General features: G+C 61.3%; 12 protein-coding genes. 5 read left to right on the top strand and 7 right to left on the bottom strand.

What is annotated here, in order from left to right; genetic code table 11:
* Positions 1-3 precede the first annotated feature (3 nt).
* Together hutH and hutI are read right to left on the bottom strand one after the other, a co-directional pair.
* On the bottom strand, positions 4-1,539 hold the full coding sequence (gene hutH, locus BLW69_RS19915; RefSeq protein ID WP_092664447.1) for a histidine ammonia-lyase: 1,536 nt from the start codon (positions 1,537-1,539) through the stop codon (positions 4-6).
* A complete protein-coding gene (gene hutI / locus BLW69_RS19910; RefSeq protein WP_092664445.1) occupies positions 1,536-2,828 on the bottom strand; it encodes an imidazolonepropionase in 1,293 nt (430 codons plus the stop codon). The genes hutH and hutI overlap by 4 nt, the downstream gene beginning before the upstream one ends.
* A gap of 60 nt (positions 2,829-2,888) precedes the next feature.
* On the opposite strand from hutI, the gene BLW69_RS19905 reads away from it, so the two are divergent.
* The 5 genes from BLW69_RS19905 (at position 2,889) to BLW69_RS19885 (ending at position 7,508) form a co-directional block, all read left to right on the top strand.
* Positions 2,889-4,238, top strand: coding sequence for a formimidoylglutamate deiminase (locus BLW69_RS19905; RefSeq protein WP_092664651.1), 1,350 nt, complete (start codon positions 2,889-2,891; stop codon positions 4,236-4,238).
* A gap of 77 nt (positions 4,239-4,315) precedes the next feature.
* On the top strand, positions 4,316-5,032 hold the full coding sequence (hutC, locus tag BLW69_RS19900; protein ID WP_092664648.1) for a histidine utilization repressor: 717 nt from the start codon (positions 4,316-4,318) through the stop codon (positions 5,030-5,032).
* Positions 5,033-5,349: 317 nt separating this feature from the next.
* On the top strand, positions 5,350-5,616 hold the full coding sequence (locus BLW69_RS19895) for a DUF1488 family protein (RefSeq protein ID WP_062458477.1): 267 nt from the start codon (positions 5,350-5,352) through the stop codon (positions 5,614-5,616).
* 93 nt (positions 5,617-5,709) lie between these two features.
* Complete coding sequence (locus BLW69_RS19890) at positions 5,710-6,606, top strand: transglutaminase family protein (protein ID WP_062458480.1); 897 nt, start codon at positions 5,710-5,712, stop codon at positions 6,604-6,606.
* A 74-nt stretch (positions 6,607-6,680) separates the two neighbouring features.
* A complete protein-coding gene (locus BLW69_RS19885; protein ID WP_092664443.1) occupies positions 6,681-7,508 on the top strand; it encodes a transglutaminase-like domain-containing protein in 828 nt (275 codons plus the stop codon).
* A 61-nt stretch (positions 7,509-7,569) separates the two neighbouring features.
* On the opposite strand, the gene BLW69_RS19880 is transcribed toward BLW69_RS19885, so the two are convergent.
* The 5 genes from BLW69_RS19880 to BLW69_RS19860 form a co-directional block, all read right to left on the bottom strand.
* Positions 7,570-9,615, bottom strand: a complete 2,046-nt coding sequence (locus BLW69_RS19880) for a hybrid sensor histidine kinase/response regulator (RefSeq protein WP_092664645.1) — start codon at positions 9,613-9,615, stop codon at positions 7,570-7,572.
* Entirely contained in the window at positions 9,608-11,116 is a 1,509-nt protein-coding gene (locus BLW69_RS19875) for an ATPase domain-containing protein (RefSeq protein WP_092664441.1), read from the bottom strand. Before BLW69_RS19875 ends, BLW69_RS19880 begins: the two co-directional genes overlap by 8 nt.
* A 112-nt stretch (positions 11,117-11,228) precedes the next feature.
* Positions 11,229-12,629 (bottom strand): FAD-dependent oxidoreductase, encoded by a 1,401-nt coding sequence (locus tag BLW69_RS19870; protein WP_092664439.1) that lies wholly within the window; start codon positions 12,627-12,629, stop codon positions 11,229-11,231.
* Entirely contained in the window at positions 12,626-13,240 is a 615-nt protein-coding gene (locus BLW69_RS19865; RefSeq protein ID WP_092664437.1) for a cysteine hydrolase family protein, read from the bottom strand. Before BLW69_RS19865 ends, BLW69_RS19870 begins: the two co-directional genes overlap by 4 nt.
* Complete coding sequence (locus BLW69_RS19860; protein WP_244508909.1) at positions 13,237-15,333, bottom strand: hydantoinase/oxoprolinase family protein; 2,097 nt, start codon at positions 15,331-15,333, stop codon at positions 13,237-13,239. Before BLW69_RS19860 ends, BLW69_RS19865 begins: the two co-directional genes overlap by 4 nt.
* Positions 15,334-15,337: the final 4 nt, after the last annotated feature.

Raw genomic sequence — 15,337 nt, 5'->3', positions numbered from 1 at the left:
TGATCAAACTTCAAGCACCGGCAGGATGCCCGGCGAGATGGCGTGGGCGAAGGCACCGGACGCGACCAGTTCGCTTGCGGCCTTGAGATCCGGCGCTAGGTAACGGTCATCGTGGAGCGCAGGGACGGAAGCCCGCAGCACGGCAACGGCTTTTTCGAGCTCGGGACTGGTCTTGAGCGGCCCGCGCAGTTCCACGCCCTGGACGGCCGTCAGCGCTTCGATCCCGAGAATGCCGAACAGGTTTTCGGTCATGCCGAGCAGGCGGCGGGCGCCGTGGCAGGCCATCGACACATGGTCCTCCTGATTGGCGGAGGTCGGCGTCGAATCGACCGAGGCGGGATGCGACATCTGCTTGTTCTCGCTCATCAACGCCGCCGACGTGACTTCGGCGATCATCAGCCCCGAGTTAAGACCGGGCTTCTTCGAGAGAAATGCCGGCAGTCCATAGGACAGAGCTGGATCGACCAGAAGCGCGATGCGACGCTGGGCGATCGCACCGATCTCGCAGATCGCGAGCGCGGTCTGATCCGCGGCAAAGGCGACCGGCTCGGCATGAAAGTTGCCGCCGGAGACGACGGAATTGTCAGACAGAACCAGCGGATTGTCGGTGACGGCATTCGCCTCGATTTCCAGAGTCCTTGCGACGGACCGCAACAGATCGAGGCAGGCGCCGTCGACCTGAGGCTGGCAACGGATGCAATAGGGATCCTGAACGCGCTCGTCGCCTTCGATATGGCTCGCACGAATTTCGGAGCCTTCGAGAAGGTTGCGAAGTGCGGCGCCGGCGTCAATCTGGCCCTTGTGGCCGCGAAGGGTGTGGATGTCAGGGTGAAACGGAGCGGACGAGCCCATCGCGGCGTCTGTCGACAGGGCGCCTGTAACAAGTGCCGTCTGGGCTGCGCGATGCGTGCGAAACAGACCGGCGAGGGCCAGTGCGTTGGACGTCTGGGTGCCGTTGATCAGTGCCAGCCCTTCCTTGGCGGCAAGAATGACAGGGGTCAGACCCACCTTGGCGAGTGCATCGGCAGACGGTAGGCGTTCTCCGTGGAGGAAGGCTTCGCCTTCGCCCATCATGGTGGCCGCCATATGGGCAAGCGGTGCCAGATCGCCGGATGCGCCGACCGAGCCTTTTTCCGGAATGACCGGAATGACGCCCTTTTCCAGCATGCCTTCGATCAGGCGGATCAACTCGATCCGGACACCGGACGCGCCACGGCCGAGCGAGATGAGCTTCAGCGCCATGATGAGACGTACCACATTTTCCGGCAGCGGCGCGCCGATGCCGCAGCAATGCGACAGGATGAGATTGCGCTGCAGAGTGGCGAGATCGGCACTGTCGATCTTGATCGAGGCAAGTTTGCCGAAGCCGGTGTTGATGCCGTAGACCGGCGCGTTTCCGGCGGCGATTTCCGCGATCCGTCTCGCTGCCTTTTCGATGCCTGCATCGAAGGAGCGATCGAGAACCGCCGAACCATTGTTCCAGTAGAGATCGGAAAGCTCGGCCAGAGTAACGCTGCCGGGGTGAAGCGTGATCGTCATAGCTGTTGACCTCTGAAGACGTTCGAATGGAGCGGGTTGAAGCCGATGCGGTAAACCAGCTCGGCGGGTCGCTGGATGTTCCAGATGGCGAAGTCCGCCGATTTTCCGGCCTCCAGCGTGCCGGTTTCGGAGAGAAGACCGAGCGCCCTCGCCGCCTCGCGCGTCGCGCCTGCGATGCATTCTTCGACGGTCAGCCGGAAGAGTGTCGCCGACATGTTCATCGTCAGCAGCAGCGAGGTGAGCGGCGACGTGCCGGGATTGCAATCGGTCGCAATCGCGATCCGGACGCCGGCATCGCGCAGCAGCTGGACCGGCGGCTTCTGCGTTTCGTTGATCGCATAAAAGGCGCCCGGCAGAAGAACCGCAACCGTGCCGGACGCAGCCATCGCGGCAGCACCTTCGGTATCGAGATATTCGAGATGATCGGCGGACAAGGCACCGTAGGATGCCGCCATGGCGGCACCGCCGAGATTGGAAAGCTGTTCGGCGTGCAGCTTCACGGGCAGGCCGAGCGACGTCGCGTGATCGAAGACGCGGCGCATCTCCGCAACCGAAAACGCGATACCTTCGCAGAACCCGTCGACTGCATCCACCAGGCCTTCCGCATGGGCAAGGTCCATAGCGGGCAGCACCACGTCGGTAATGTAGTCGCCGTTGCGTCCGCGGTACTCGACGGGCGTTGCGTGGGCGCCGAGGAAGGAGGTGACGACCCGCACCGGGCGGATTTTTTCGAGCGCCCGGGCGGCGCGCAGCATGTTCAGTTCGCCCTCGATCGACAGGCCGTAACCGGATTTGATCTCGAGCGTCGAAACACCTTCCGCGAGAAGCGCATCGACCCTTGGCAGGGCCGCCTTCACAAGCCCGTCGACGGAAAGAGCGTTGGTCGCCTTGACGGAGGAGACGATGCCGCCGCCTGCGCGCGCGACCTCTTCATAGGTGGCCCCTTCGAGCCGCATTTCGAATTCCATCGCGCGATCGCCGCCGAAGATCAGATGCGTATGGCAGTCGATCAGGCCGGGCGTGATTACCCTGCCCTCCACGTCGATGATCTCATCGGCTTCCAGAAAGGTTGACGGCAGAGCGGACTGGGGACCGGCGAAGATGATCCTGTCACCCTCCACTGCGAGCGCTCCGTCCTCAATGAGAGCAAGACCTTGTGCCTCGTCGGCAAGCGTGAGCAGGCGGGCGTTGCGCCATACCGTTCTGGTTGGCACCACCGGTGAATTATCACTATTCTCGACCACGAAGCCTTCCTCTTTTTGTTTTAATGTATATACATAAAAACCCATGGCAAGAAGAATTTGCAGGCGCCTGCTGGACGCAGACGGGACCGACGAGTGGAGTTGGCAGTGAACACCATTTTTGCAGAAAGCGCACTGATCGGCGGGGAATGGGCGAGCAACACTCGCCTGAAGATCGAGCATGGCACCGTGCAGTCGATCGAGCGTAGCGCCATGCCTGCGGCCACCGACGAGCGGCACCGGCTGATCGTGCCCGGCATGGCCAATCTCCACAGCCACGCTTTCCAGCGCGCCATGGCAGGACTGACGGAGGTTCGCGGATCGACAAGCGACAGCTTCTGGAGCTGGCGCACGCAGATGTACAAATTCTCCCTGTCGATGACACCTGACGATATCGAGGCGGTCGCAGCGCAGCTCTATATGGAAATGCTGGAGGCGGGCTTTACCCGCGTCGGCGAGTTTCATTACCTGCATCACGACCGTGACGGGCGCCACTACGCCAATATCGCGGAGCACGCGGCGCGGATCGGTGCGGCAAGTGCTGCGACCGGGATCGGCCTCACCCTGCTGCCAGTCTTCTACGCCCGCTCCGGTTTCGGGGGAATGGCACCGACGGAGGGCCAGCGACGCTTCATCAACTCGGTCGAAAGCTTTTCCACGCTGATGGAGGAATGCCGGAAGATCACGTCTGCGCTTCCCGGCGGCCAACTCGGCATCGCGCCGCACAGTCTGCGGGCCGCGACGCCGGAAGAACTGCGGGACGTTCTGCCGATGGCAGGTGGAGGCCCGATCCACATCCATATCGCCGAGCAAACGAAAGAGGTCGAGGACTGTATCGCGTGGTCGGGCGCACGTCCCGTCGAATGGCTGCTCGCCAACATGCCGGTCGATGAGCGCTGGTGCCTGATCCACGCTACCCATATGACCGAGGCGGAAACGCGCGACATGGCACGCCGAGGAGCCATCGCCGGTCTCTGCCCCATCACGGAAGCCAATCTCGGCGACGGCATATTTCCGGCACCGGCGTTTCTCGAGGACGGCGGCCATTTCGGCGTCGGCTCGGACTCGAACATCTCGATTTCGGTCGCGCATGAACTTCGGCAGCTCGAATATTCGCAGCGTCTTGGACTACGCTCGAGAAACGTCGTGGCACAACCGCAGCAATCGACGGGCGCGCGCCTGTTCCAGGCGGCACTCAAGGGCGGCGCCCGCGCATTGCAGTCGCAGGACGACATCGTATCAGGTGCATCGGCGGATTTCGTTTCGCTCGACCTTGAGGCCGCCCCCTACCTTTCGGCAGATCAGGTTCTCGACCAGTGGATCTTCGCTGATACGATCAAGGTGGATTGCGTCTGGGCGGCGGGCAGGAAGCTGGTGACGGGCGGTCGGCATGTGAGCCGAGAGACGATCCTGCCGAGGTTCCAGGCCGTGATGGCCGCTCTGCTTGACGCCGGCTGACCGGATATGGTGGAGAAGCCGTTTGATGCAGAAAGCCGAAGGACTTCGCCTTGACCGGAGAAAAAGACATCAAGGCGATGCGTGCGGTGGGCACACTGCACCAGAAGATCCTGGGCGACATCGAGAACAATATCGTCAGCGGCGAATGGCCCCCGGGCTACAGGATCCCTTTCGAGGTGGAGCTCGCCAAGCACTATAACGTCTCGCGGATGACCGCCAACAAGGTTCTGACCCAGCTTGCCAATGCCGGACTGATCGAGCGGCGCAAGAAATCGGGCTCCTTTGTCGCCCAGCCGCGCAACCAGGCTGCCATTCTTGAGATCTACGACATCGAAGATGAAGTCCGCGCCCTGAACAAGGACTACCATTTCCGGATGGAGGAATGCCGGGAGCGGAAGACTGTGGCAACGGACCGGCTGCGACTGAGCGTCTCCGGCAAGGAAAAATCCATCTACGTCATCTGCCTGCATTTCGCCGACGGGAAGCCGTTCTGTCTCGAGGAACGACTGATCAATCTGAAGACCGTGCCGCAGGCAAAGGACATGGATTTCTCGACGGTTTCACCGGGCAAGTGGCTGATCGCGCAGATACCATGGACCGCTGCGGAACATCGGATCTCGGCCCAGCTTGCGGACGAAGAGCTGGCAAGGCGGCTGGAAATCACGCCGCAGTCTGCCTGCCTCGTGGTAGAACGCAAGACCTGGGACGTTTCCGGCCCGGTGACGTCGGTGCGGTTCAGCTACCCTTCCGACAGCCATGCGATCACTGCACGCTTTGCTCCGGCCTCGAGCTGAGACCGGCTTGCCCACCCCAAGCATCCCTCGCCAATTCAGGCTTAAAATGCGGTCTGTCGCAGCAGGCTCGCCATTTCGCGTTGGACTTCGGGGGCTCAACGTGACCTAGTCATATGGTTCGTCGGCATAGGATGCCATCGATCCGGCGTTTGGAAAATTGGCGGCGCTGCCTCAATACGGACTGCGGGACCAAAAAGCCGGTTACCTGCGAAACGTCACTGGGCTTGTTATCATCGACTAAGCGGATGGCAGCAAGATACCCGACATGCAAACGTGGTAGTCCGACATTCGGAGCCACGCTGACGACAGAGGCTGGCATGACACTTTCTTTCCCAAATCCCGCGCGCAGTTACGATGAATCGAAAAGACGCGTCCGCTTTCTGGGTCATGACGGCATGTTCGAGGTTCGGTTCTTCGTTGCTGCTGAAGTTCTCAGCAGCAACCTTGTTGAAAGAACTGCCGTCAGCGATGATTATCTTGCCTCTTTCGATGCGCTACGACCGAAGATCCTGAAGGCGGCCCAGGCTGCCTACAAGGCGAAAAACGCACAATCCATCATGCTAGATCTCGAGAACTTCAAATGAACAGACTTCTGCTGAGCGCCATCGCTCATCGTCCCGACATGATGTATTTTTCCGATCTGACCCAATGTCAGTCGAACTCGGGTCGGTGATCGCATGACGATCTTTTCGGTTCGTCACCTTACGTCCTACCAGTATCATAAGCCGGTCGAGTTCGGCGAACACAGGCTGCTGTTCCGACCGAGGGACAGTTTCGACCAGACGCTGCTCGTGTCGCGCCTCGAGGTCTTTCCAAAGCCTGCCTATGTCCGCTGGATCCACGACGTGTTTGGCAACTGCGTGGCGCTGGTCGGTTTTGAGGGTGCGTCTCAGAAACTCCAGTTCGAAACGACCATCAGGCTCGATCATACGCCGCAGCTCGCGATGGATTTTCAGATCGACGAGGAAGCCCTCACCTATCCCTTCACCTATGATCCGGTGGAAGCGTTCGATCTGGAATGCACCATCCGTCGCCATTACCCAGATGCCAACGACGAGGTTGGCAAATGGGCGAGGCAGTTCGTCAAACCCGGCCAGCCGACCGAGACCGGCCGATTGCTGATGACGCTCTGCTACGCGATCCGTGAAAGCTTCGTCTATGCCCGTCGCCACGAACACGGCACCCAGGCTCCGCTCGAGACGCTGCAGCTGCGTCGCGGGACCTGCCGCGACTTTGCGCTTTTGATGATGGAAGCCGCACGGGCCCTCGGCCTCGCTGCACGTTTCGTCACCGGCTATATCTACGTTCCCGATCGCGACGGATCGACGACGCTTGGAGGTGGGTCTACCCACGCCTGGTGCCAGGTCTACCTGCCGGGAGCCGGATGGGTGGAATTTGATCCGACCAACGGCATTGTCGGTAACCGCGACCTCATTCGCGTCGGCGTCGCCCGCGACCCGAAACAGGCTATCCCGCTTCGTGGCAGCTATGACGGTGAGGCGGAAGATTTCAAAAGCATGTCAGTGCAGGTCAACGTCACGACCGACGAGTTCCAGGCCAAACTTCATGGCTAAACGGAACCGTATCAACGCCCGGGCATTGCCGCATTGCTGCCATCTCGTCAACGGTATTTAGGAGACATCGCTTCATGAGGATACGCGCCGGTTTTCATCTGGGCTATGAATGCCAACAGCCGACTGCCATGCTTCTGGCGTTGAATATCCACCCCTCCCGTCGCGTAGATCTATTGACCGAACAGGTGCTGACTTTCGACAGACCGATCGAAGCCTGGGGTTATCAGGATGTCTTCGGGAACGCCTGCAGCCGCATCGTTGCACCGCCCGGCCTGACGACGATCTCGACCGAGTTCGAGATCTATGACACCGGGCTCCCGGACCCGATCCCGGAAGATGCGCAGCAGCACCTCATCCAGGATCTACCCGACGACGTTCTGGTGTTCCTGCTGGGCAGCCGTTATTGCGACACGGACCGTCTGTCAGACTTCGCCTGGAACACGTTTTCCTCGACTGATCTGGGCTGGCCGCGCGTCAAAGCCATTCTTGATTTCGCGCACAACCGCATTGCGTTCAACTATCAGAACGCCGATTCGCTGCGGACCGCGTTCGGCGGCTTCAACGACCGGACGGGCGTGTGCCGGGACTACGCGCATCTGGCGATCACCCTTTGCCGGTGCATGAACATTCCCGCACGCTACTGCACGGGTTATCTCGGTGACATCGGTGTTCCCAAGGATCACAATCCGATGGACTTCAGTGCATGGTTCGAAGTCTATCTCGGCGGACGCTGGCACACTGTCGATGCCCGTCACAACAAACCTCGTATCGGCCGGATCCTGATGGCGACCGGTCGCGATGCGACCGATGTCGCGTTGTCCACGGCCTTCGGCCCGGCGATCCTGGCAAGGTTCGAAGTGATCACGGACGAACTGCCGATGGGCGGAGACGGGCAGGCGTAATAGCCGTGCCGAGTTTCTGACCCTTTGAGCTTTATGACGTCGCCCCCGGTTGCAAGAGCAACTAGCGCGGCGACGTAAGCTTGCCGATCTGTTCCGCCAGCTGTGCCTGCGTATACGGCTTTCCGAGCCGCGCAACCTCAAGATCAACGCCAGGCGGAAGATCCGCGTAGCCGGAGGCGATCAGGATTGGCAATTCGGGCAGCAAGGCTCGTGCAGCCTTCGAGAGTTCGCCCCCGGTCATGCCAGGCATGGAATAGTCGGTGATCATCAGATCGAACTTTGGTCCCTTACCCAGATGCTCCAGCGCCTCCTTGCCGGAATGGGCTTCGACCACGTCGTGTCCGAGATCCAGCAGCATGTCGGCGGAACTCATGGCGATGAGGACGTCGTCGTCGACAAGCAGGATACGCTTGGGACCACCCTGATATTCTGCCGGAGGCGATGGTGCCTCGGCCTGCCTCGGCTGCTCGGCAGCGGAAGAGACCGGAATCCACAATTCGGCGGTAGTGCCGGAACCGATCCTGCTCGACAACTTCAACTCTCCCTTTAACTGGGACGCCAGGCCGTGGATCATCGACAATCCGAGGCCCGTTCCCTTGCCCAGTTCCTTCGTTGAGAAAAACGGTTCGATGGCTTTTTGCAGCGTCGCCTCGTCCATGCCTTGGCCTTCGTCCTTGACCGAGAGCACGACGTATCGTCCGGCTGCAAGCGTATCGTTTGAGAACCTCTGCTCTTCCTGGCTGAGGCTGATCCGCAGCGTGCCGCCGTCGGGCATGGCGTCACGCGAGTTGACGGCGAGGTTGAGAAGCGCCAGTTCGATCTGGTTGGCATCTGCCGAAACCTTCGGCAGATGATCCGGTATCGCGGTCTCGACGAGGATGGTCGACCCGACCGAGCGTTCGAGAAGGTCGCGCATGCCACCGATCAGGGCGCCAAGGTCAACCGGACCGATCTGCAAATCCTGGCGGCGGGCAAAGGCGAGCAGCCGCTGGGTCAACGACGCCCCGCGTCTTGCACCCTGAAGGGCGCCATCGATCAGGCGTTCGGCTTTCGGATCGCCCGCAACGAGCTTGCGGAGCAATTCGAGATTGCCGAGCACTGCCATCAACAGGTTGTTGAAATCGTGGGCGACGCCGCCGGTCAGTTGGCCGATCGCCTCCATCTTCTGCGCCTGGCGCAGTTGATCTTCCGCCCGCTCACGCTGCGACACCTCGTTCATCACGACCGAATGGGCCTGTTCAAGTTCACGCGTCCGCTCGGCGACACGCTCTTCAAGCAGTTCGTTGATCTGCCGCTGCTGCTTCTCGTTGATGACCCGGTCGGTAATGTCGGCGGATACGCCGACCAGCTTGACCGCCTTGCCCGAGTGGTCGCGGTAGAGCTGTGCCCGCACCTCTGCCCAGTGCACGGTGCCGTCGCGCCAGACGGTGCGGTATTCGACAGAATAATCCTCGCCGCTCTCGGCTGTTGCCGTATGAGCATCCTGCACGCGTTGTCGGTCATCGGGATGGATACTGGCAATAAGGTCCTGATAGGTGAACGCCTCTTCCGGACCTCGCCCGAAAATGCTCTTGCAGGTCGCAGACGTGCTCAGGACATCGGTTGCAAGATCCAGTTCCCAAGCGCCGAGGCGACCGGCTTCGAGTGCTGTCTGCAGGCGGCGCTCTCCTTCGTCGAGAGCTTCCATCCGCAGACGTGCATCATATTGGCGCCGACGCCCGCGTGCGGCAGAACGGGCAACGCTGATGAATGTCGTTGCGTGGAAAGGGCGCTCGATGAAGCTGACATTGCCAAGGACTTCCGACAGCCGCGCAGCTGCGGGGTTACGCTCCGGACCACCGCCGCGGTTTGTCAGAATGACGAACGGTAGATCCGACCAGCTCGGCTGGTTCTCGATCCACTGGGAGATGGCGCGCAGGTCGGCGGAGCGTAGAGCTTCCTCGGTGATGACAGCGAGCGCGATGTTGTCGTCAAGGCTGTCGACGAAACCGGACAGGTCCGGGGCCGCCTTCGAAGCGATACCGGCTTCCTTCAGGAGGGATGCCGCAATCTGCGCATCGCGACCGTGTGGGGCGTGAATGAGGCCGACGGCATCTCTGTTAGGAATGGCTTTCGTCCTCGTTTGAAAGCTCCAGCAGTTGCTGCTTTTCGCCGACAAGCGTCGGTACGCCGCGCAACACGCCCTGGAAACCGGAAAGCGGATCGCCCAGTGTCAGCCCTGCATCGGTGATGCGAAACTCGCGGATGGTTTCTTCGTGCCGACCGGTTCGCTTCTTGATGACCGAGACTGCACGCCGAACCCTGCCCAGTGCCTCGAAATAGCGCAGCAGGATAACTGTATCGGCGAGGTAGGTGACATCGACCGGGGATTTCATGTCTCCGACGAGTCCGTGCTGGGCAACTGTCAGAAACGTATTGGCGCCTTGCCGATTGAGGTATTGCAGCAGTTCATGCACGTGCAGGATCAGCGCGTTTTCCTCGGGCATCGACGCCTGGTAGCCGTTCACGCTATCGATCACGACTGTCCCGGCCTTGAAGGTCGCCACGCGATCCCGCACGCGTTGCGAGAATTCCCCCGGCGAAAGCTCGGCCGCATCCAGCTGCTCGATGTGAATAGCGCCGTCGTCGCGCATCTTCTCGAGGTCGATCCCCATTGCTTTCGTACGCGAGAACAACAGGCCGAGCTCCTCGTCGAATATGAAGACGGCTGCTTTCTCACCGCGCTTCACGGCAGCTGCTACAAACTGGAGCGCGAACAGGCTTTTGCCGGTACCGGCAGGTCCGATGAGCAGCGTGCTCGAGCCGCGCTCTATACCACCGCCAAGAAGATCGTCGAATTCGGCAATGCCGCTTTTCAAAATAGCTCGGTCGAATGCCGTCTTGTGCTCGATCGCACGCAGCCGCGGAAAGACCGAGACGCCTCCGGTCTTGATGACGAAATCATGATAGCCGCCGCGGAACGCCTGGCCGCGATATTTGATCACCCGCAGGCGGCGGCGTTCCGAACCATAGTCGGGAGCCAGCTGCTCGAGATGAAGAACGCCGTGAACGACGCTGTGGACGGTCTTGTCGAGATTGTCCGACGTCATGTCGTCGAGCAAAAGGACTGTGGCGTCGGATCGAGAAAAGAAATGCTTCATGGCCAGGATCTGGCGGCGGTAGCGGAGAGAACTCTGTGCCAACAGACGGATTTCCGACAAGCTGTCGATCACCACACGCTGCGGTTTCAGACGCTCGAAGGCCTCGAAGATCAGCTTGGTCGTCTCGCCGAGCTCCAGATCTGAGGAGTAAAGCAGGCTTTGCTGCTGGTCTGCGTCAAGCAGGCTTTCCGGGGGGACGAGCTCGAAGATTTCGATCGAATCCCCGAATTCGATACCGTGCGAAAGCGCGCTTTCCCGCAGTTCTTCTTCACTCTCCGACAGGCTGATATAAAGACAGCGCTCCTTGAGTGTTGCGCCTTCCAAAAGAAATTGCAGGGCGATCGTAGTTTTGCCCGTGCCCGGCGTCCCTTCGAGCAGGAAAACATGGCGGCGAGTCAAACCGCCCGATAATACATCGTCCAGTCCCTGAACGCCTGTCCTCGCCTTTGTACTCAAGCCGTCGATCATGTTTTTTCCTTTTGCGACTTTTGACTTAGCGCAAACTGGCGTGGAAACAAGAGATGGACGGGTTGGGTACGGTAACTGTGACGAACGAGATGTTTCCGGCTGTCCTTCGATTCTAGCAGTTGCGCAGGTAAGCGGCGGCGCGAAGACCCGAAATGCGTCCGAGCGCCACTGCAGTCAGGAGACCGTTCCCGGACAGGTAGCCGCTCACTTTGCTGCCCGATACGCCACAGGCAGCGCCTCCGGCCGCAAAAAGGTTTGCGATGGTCGAACCGTCGCGTCGAACCACGCGTGCCTCGCCGTCAACAACAAGCCCGCCCTGGGTGTGGAAGAGTGCGCCGGTGACCCTTACCGCTTTGAAGGGCGCTCGAAGTGGCGGCACGTCTGCCAGAGAACGGCCGAACGGGTCCGCCCCACCCTCGGCTTTGCAATTCTCGAAAGCACGGAAGCTTGCCGTCAGTTTCTCCGGCGAGACCTGCATCCGCTCCGCAAGCGCCTCGATCGTATCGGCCTCGATGATCGCATGCATACGCTCGGCGCTTCTGAAATCCTCGAACTGGGCCGCGATCGCGGCGATCCGCGTGTCGAACACGGTCCATGCGATCCCTTCCGGCTGAGCAAGCACGTTGGACGCCTGCTCCGAATACCCCTTCGCCTCGTTGGAAAAGCGTTCGCCTGCGACATTCACCTGGAAGCCGCCTTCCATCACGGTCGCCCAAGTGATCAGGATGCCGGCAGGATGGGCGACGGATCCATGTCCCTGATGACCGCTCAGATGCCGCGTCGCAGCACCCAGCGCCTCACCCCACACGATCGCATCGCCCTGGTTGCCCGGGTGGCCAAAATAAAGAGCATCCCGCATCTCCGGAATGTGGTGGGCGACCAGCGCCGGATTGCCGCCATAGCCATTGCAGGCAAGGATCAATGCCTCGCAGCCGATGTCTTCGCGGGACCCATCCGGTCGCGACAGGGTCATGCCTCGCGGTTTGCCGTCGGAGCCAACGACGAGCGTGTCCACATGAGCTTCCGTCAGGATATCGATGCCGGCTTCTTCCGCGGCGTCGCGCAGACGATCGATCAACTCCTCGCCGGACCGGGAGGGAAGACCATGCATTCGAAGGTGCGAATGACCGGGATAACGGAAGTTGTCGACCAGCGAAAACGCCAGGCCGTGGTCCTCGGCCAGCCATTCCAGCGTTGGGCCGACCGTTTCGGTTACCAGCCGAACGAGGCCCACATCCGGCTCGTCATCCGCCTTGTGCAGGATATCCGCCCCGAAGGTTTCCGGCGTGTCCTCGACGCCGATCGCGAGCTGCCAGCGCGTGCCTGCTGCCGGAATGAGGCCGGCTGACAGCGCCGTCGAGCCGCGCGGCAGCGGATCGCGCTCCAGCACAAGCACATCGACGCCGTCTGCCTTGGCCGACAATGCTGCAATCATGCCGGCGGCACCGGCGCCGATCACGACCAGCGGCACCGTCACCTCGAATTCCCGGTCCGAGACTTCGACCTTGCTCATCGGGCCTCGAACTCGGCGATCATGTCCGCGATCGTTGCGATCCGGCTGACCGGTTTCAATGCTGCGATCGCGGTCTCGTGCGTTTCCTGCGAAAAGGCTGCCGAACCATCCGACAGGGTGATCGTCTCGAAATCGCGGACATGGGCGTCGCGAACGGTGGAGGCGACACCGCCATTGGTGACGATACCGCCGATCACCAGCTTCTCGATGCCGCATTTGCGCAGGACCCATTCGAGCCGGGTCATGTAGAACGCCGAATAGGCGACTTTCTCGACAATGAGATCGGCTGGCGCGAGGTCGTCGATCAGGCTGTTGCCCCAAGTGCCGGGTGCGAAATCGCCCTTGCCGAGAAAGGGCCGAAGTTCCTTCAGATGCGGCGAGATGATCGGCTCGCCACCCTTGCCCGGCACCAGCGTGAACTGCGCCGAGATGATGTAGCCGCCTTTTGCGCGCATCACGTCCACAAGTGGCTTGATGCGTTCCGACAATGCCGCGATCTCAGGCGCCCCTTGACCGGCACGGCCATAGGCGCCGTCGGGGGCCAGAAAATCGTTGGTCAGATCGACGATGATCAGGCCGGTCTTCTCGATGGGAATCGACTGTCCGCTCATGATTTCCGCTCCACGATGATATTTCCGTAGAGATCGACGCGCGCCTTGAATTCCGGCGACACGACTGTCGTGGCATCCGGCTGTTCGAGGATCGCCGGGCCCTGGATTTCCGAACTCTCCGGCAGTTGCAGGCGATCGTAGATCGTCGTTTCATGCCAGGCGCCGTCGAACCAGACCTGTCGCGAGCCGGTCGTTGCAGATTCTACCGTCGTGTTGACAGGTGCCGCCAAGGCCTTCAGATCGAAACTCGGACGAATGCCGATCGCGCTGGTGCGAAGGTTGACGATCCGCATCGGAACGCCTGGCAGAAGCCGGCTGAAACTTGCCTGATAGGCATCCTCGAAAGCCTGCTGGATCATCGCCTGGCTGACATCGGTGTTACCCCCGCTGATCGTTGCCGGCAGTGTGACGCGAACCGTATGGGTCTGACCGACATAGTGCATGTCGAGCTCGAACAGCGTATCGATCCGCTCGACCGTCAGATGCGCATCCTCGACGACGGCGCGCGCCTTGCCCGCCTCCTCGACCATGCGTGCGTCGATCGCCGCAACGTCGATGCCCTCGAGCGAGAGGTTCAAGGTCTGGACCTGGTCGTGCCGGATGTCGGCGATGACGCAACCCAGCGCAGATGTCACACCCGGATAACGCGGCACAAGCGCCGCCTTCAGCCCGACTTCGCGGATCAGCGCCGAGACATGCAATGCCCCGCCGCCACCGAAGGGAACGGCCGCGAACTTCTGCGGATCGTGACCGCGCTCGATCGACATCAGCCGGATCGCGCCGGCCATGCGGCTGTCGGCGATCTTCACGATCGCTTCGGCCGCTTCCATCACACCGAGGCCGAGTGGCTTTGCCACATGCTGCTCGATAGCCGCCTTGGCGGCCTCCACATCGAGACGGGCAAGCTTGCCGCCGATCGGCCGGTCGGCATTGATGCGGCCGAGCACGACATTGGCATCCGTCAGCGTCGGACGGGTATTGCCCTGACCGTAGCAGACCGGGCCGGGCCGCGAGCCGGCACTTTCCGGGCCGACCTGCAGCAGGCCGCCTGCATCCACATGGGCAATTGAACCGCCGCCGGCACCGATCGTGGTGATCTCGATCATCGGCGTGCGGATAACGAGGCCGAAATCGATCGTCGTCTGGGCCGCGAGCGCTGCCTTGCCGTCGGCAATCAGCGAGACATCGAAGGACGTACCGCCGAGATCGCCGGTGATGACGTTCGGGAAGCCGGCCGCCTTTGCGATTGCCGCCGCGGCAATCACGCCTGCCGCCGGACCGGACAGCGCTGTGCGGGCCGGAAGCCTGCGCGCTGTTTCCGTCGACATGACGCCGCCGTTCGACTGGACGATATGGAAGCGGCCGGCGAAGTCTTCGCTTGCCAGTGCCGTTTCCAGCTTGCCGAGATAGGAGCCGACCACCGGCTGCAGATAGGCATTGAGAACGGTCGTCGACGTGCGCTCGAATTCACGGATTTCGGGCAGGATCTGCGTCGAGCAGGCGAGGTTCTCGTTGTCCCAGACGGCACGGGCGGCTTCCACCGCACGCTCCTCGTTTTCGGGATTGGCATAGGCGTTGACGAAGACGATCGCGAGCGCTTCAGCACCCATCGCCTTCAGCTTTTCGGCAGCGACGCGCACGGCAGCGACATCGACGCCCAGACGGATCGTACCGTCGGCAAGCGTGCGTTCCGCCACTTCCAGACGCATGTCGCGTTCAACGACGGGGATGAAATCGCCCCACAGGCCCCAGGTATTGGGCCGGTCCCGGCGGCGCATTTCCAGTACGTCACGAAAGCCTTCGGTGGTGATCAGGCCAACCCTGGCGCCCTTGCGCTCGAGCAGCGCGTTGGTGCCGACGGTCGTGCCGTGCACGATCGAGGAGAGGTCAGCGATGGCGCCGAAACCCCTCAGACCATCGAGGAAGCCGACAGCTTCATCACCGCGGTTGGAGGGGACCTTGTTGGTGCGGAATTTCGCCGAAGCTTCATCGAAATAGAAGAGATCGGTAAAGGTGCCGCCGACATCGACGCCGACGATCCTGCCCAATCCCGTCTGGCCCAGTTTTTCATTTTGTTGTTTTGTTGTTCCCAGATCG

It is taken from the genome of Rhizobium sp. NFR12 (assembly GCF_900108545.1).
In the GTDB taxonomy this organism is placed as follows: Bacteria; Pseudomonadota; Alphaproteobacteria; order Rhizobiales; family Rhizobiaceae; genus Neorhizobium; species Neorhizobium soli.
The sequence above is the reverse complement of the archived record's forward strand: the minus strand, read 5'-3'. Positions and strand labels throughout refer to the sequence as shown.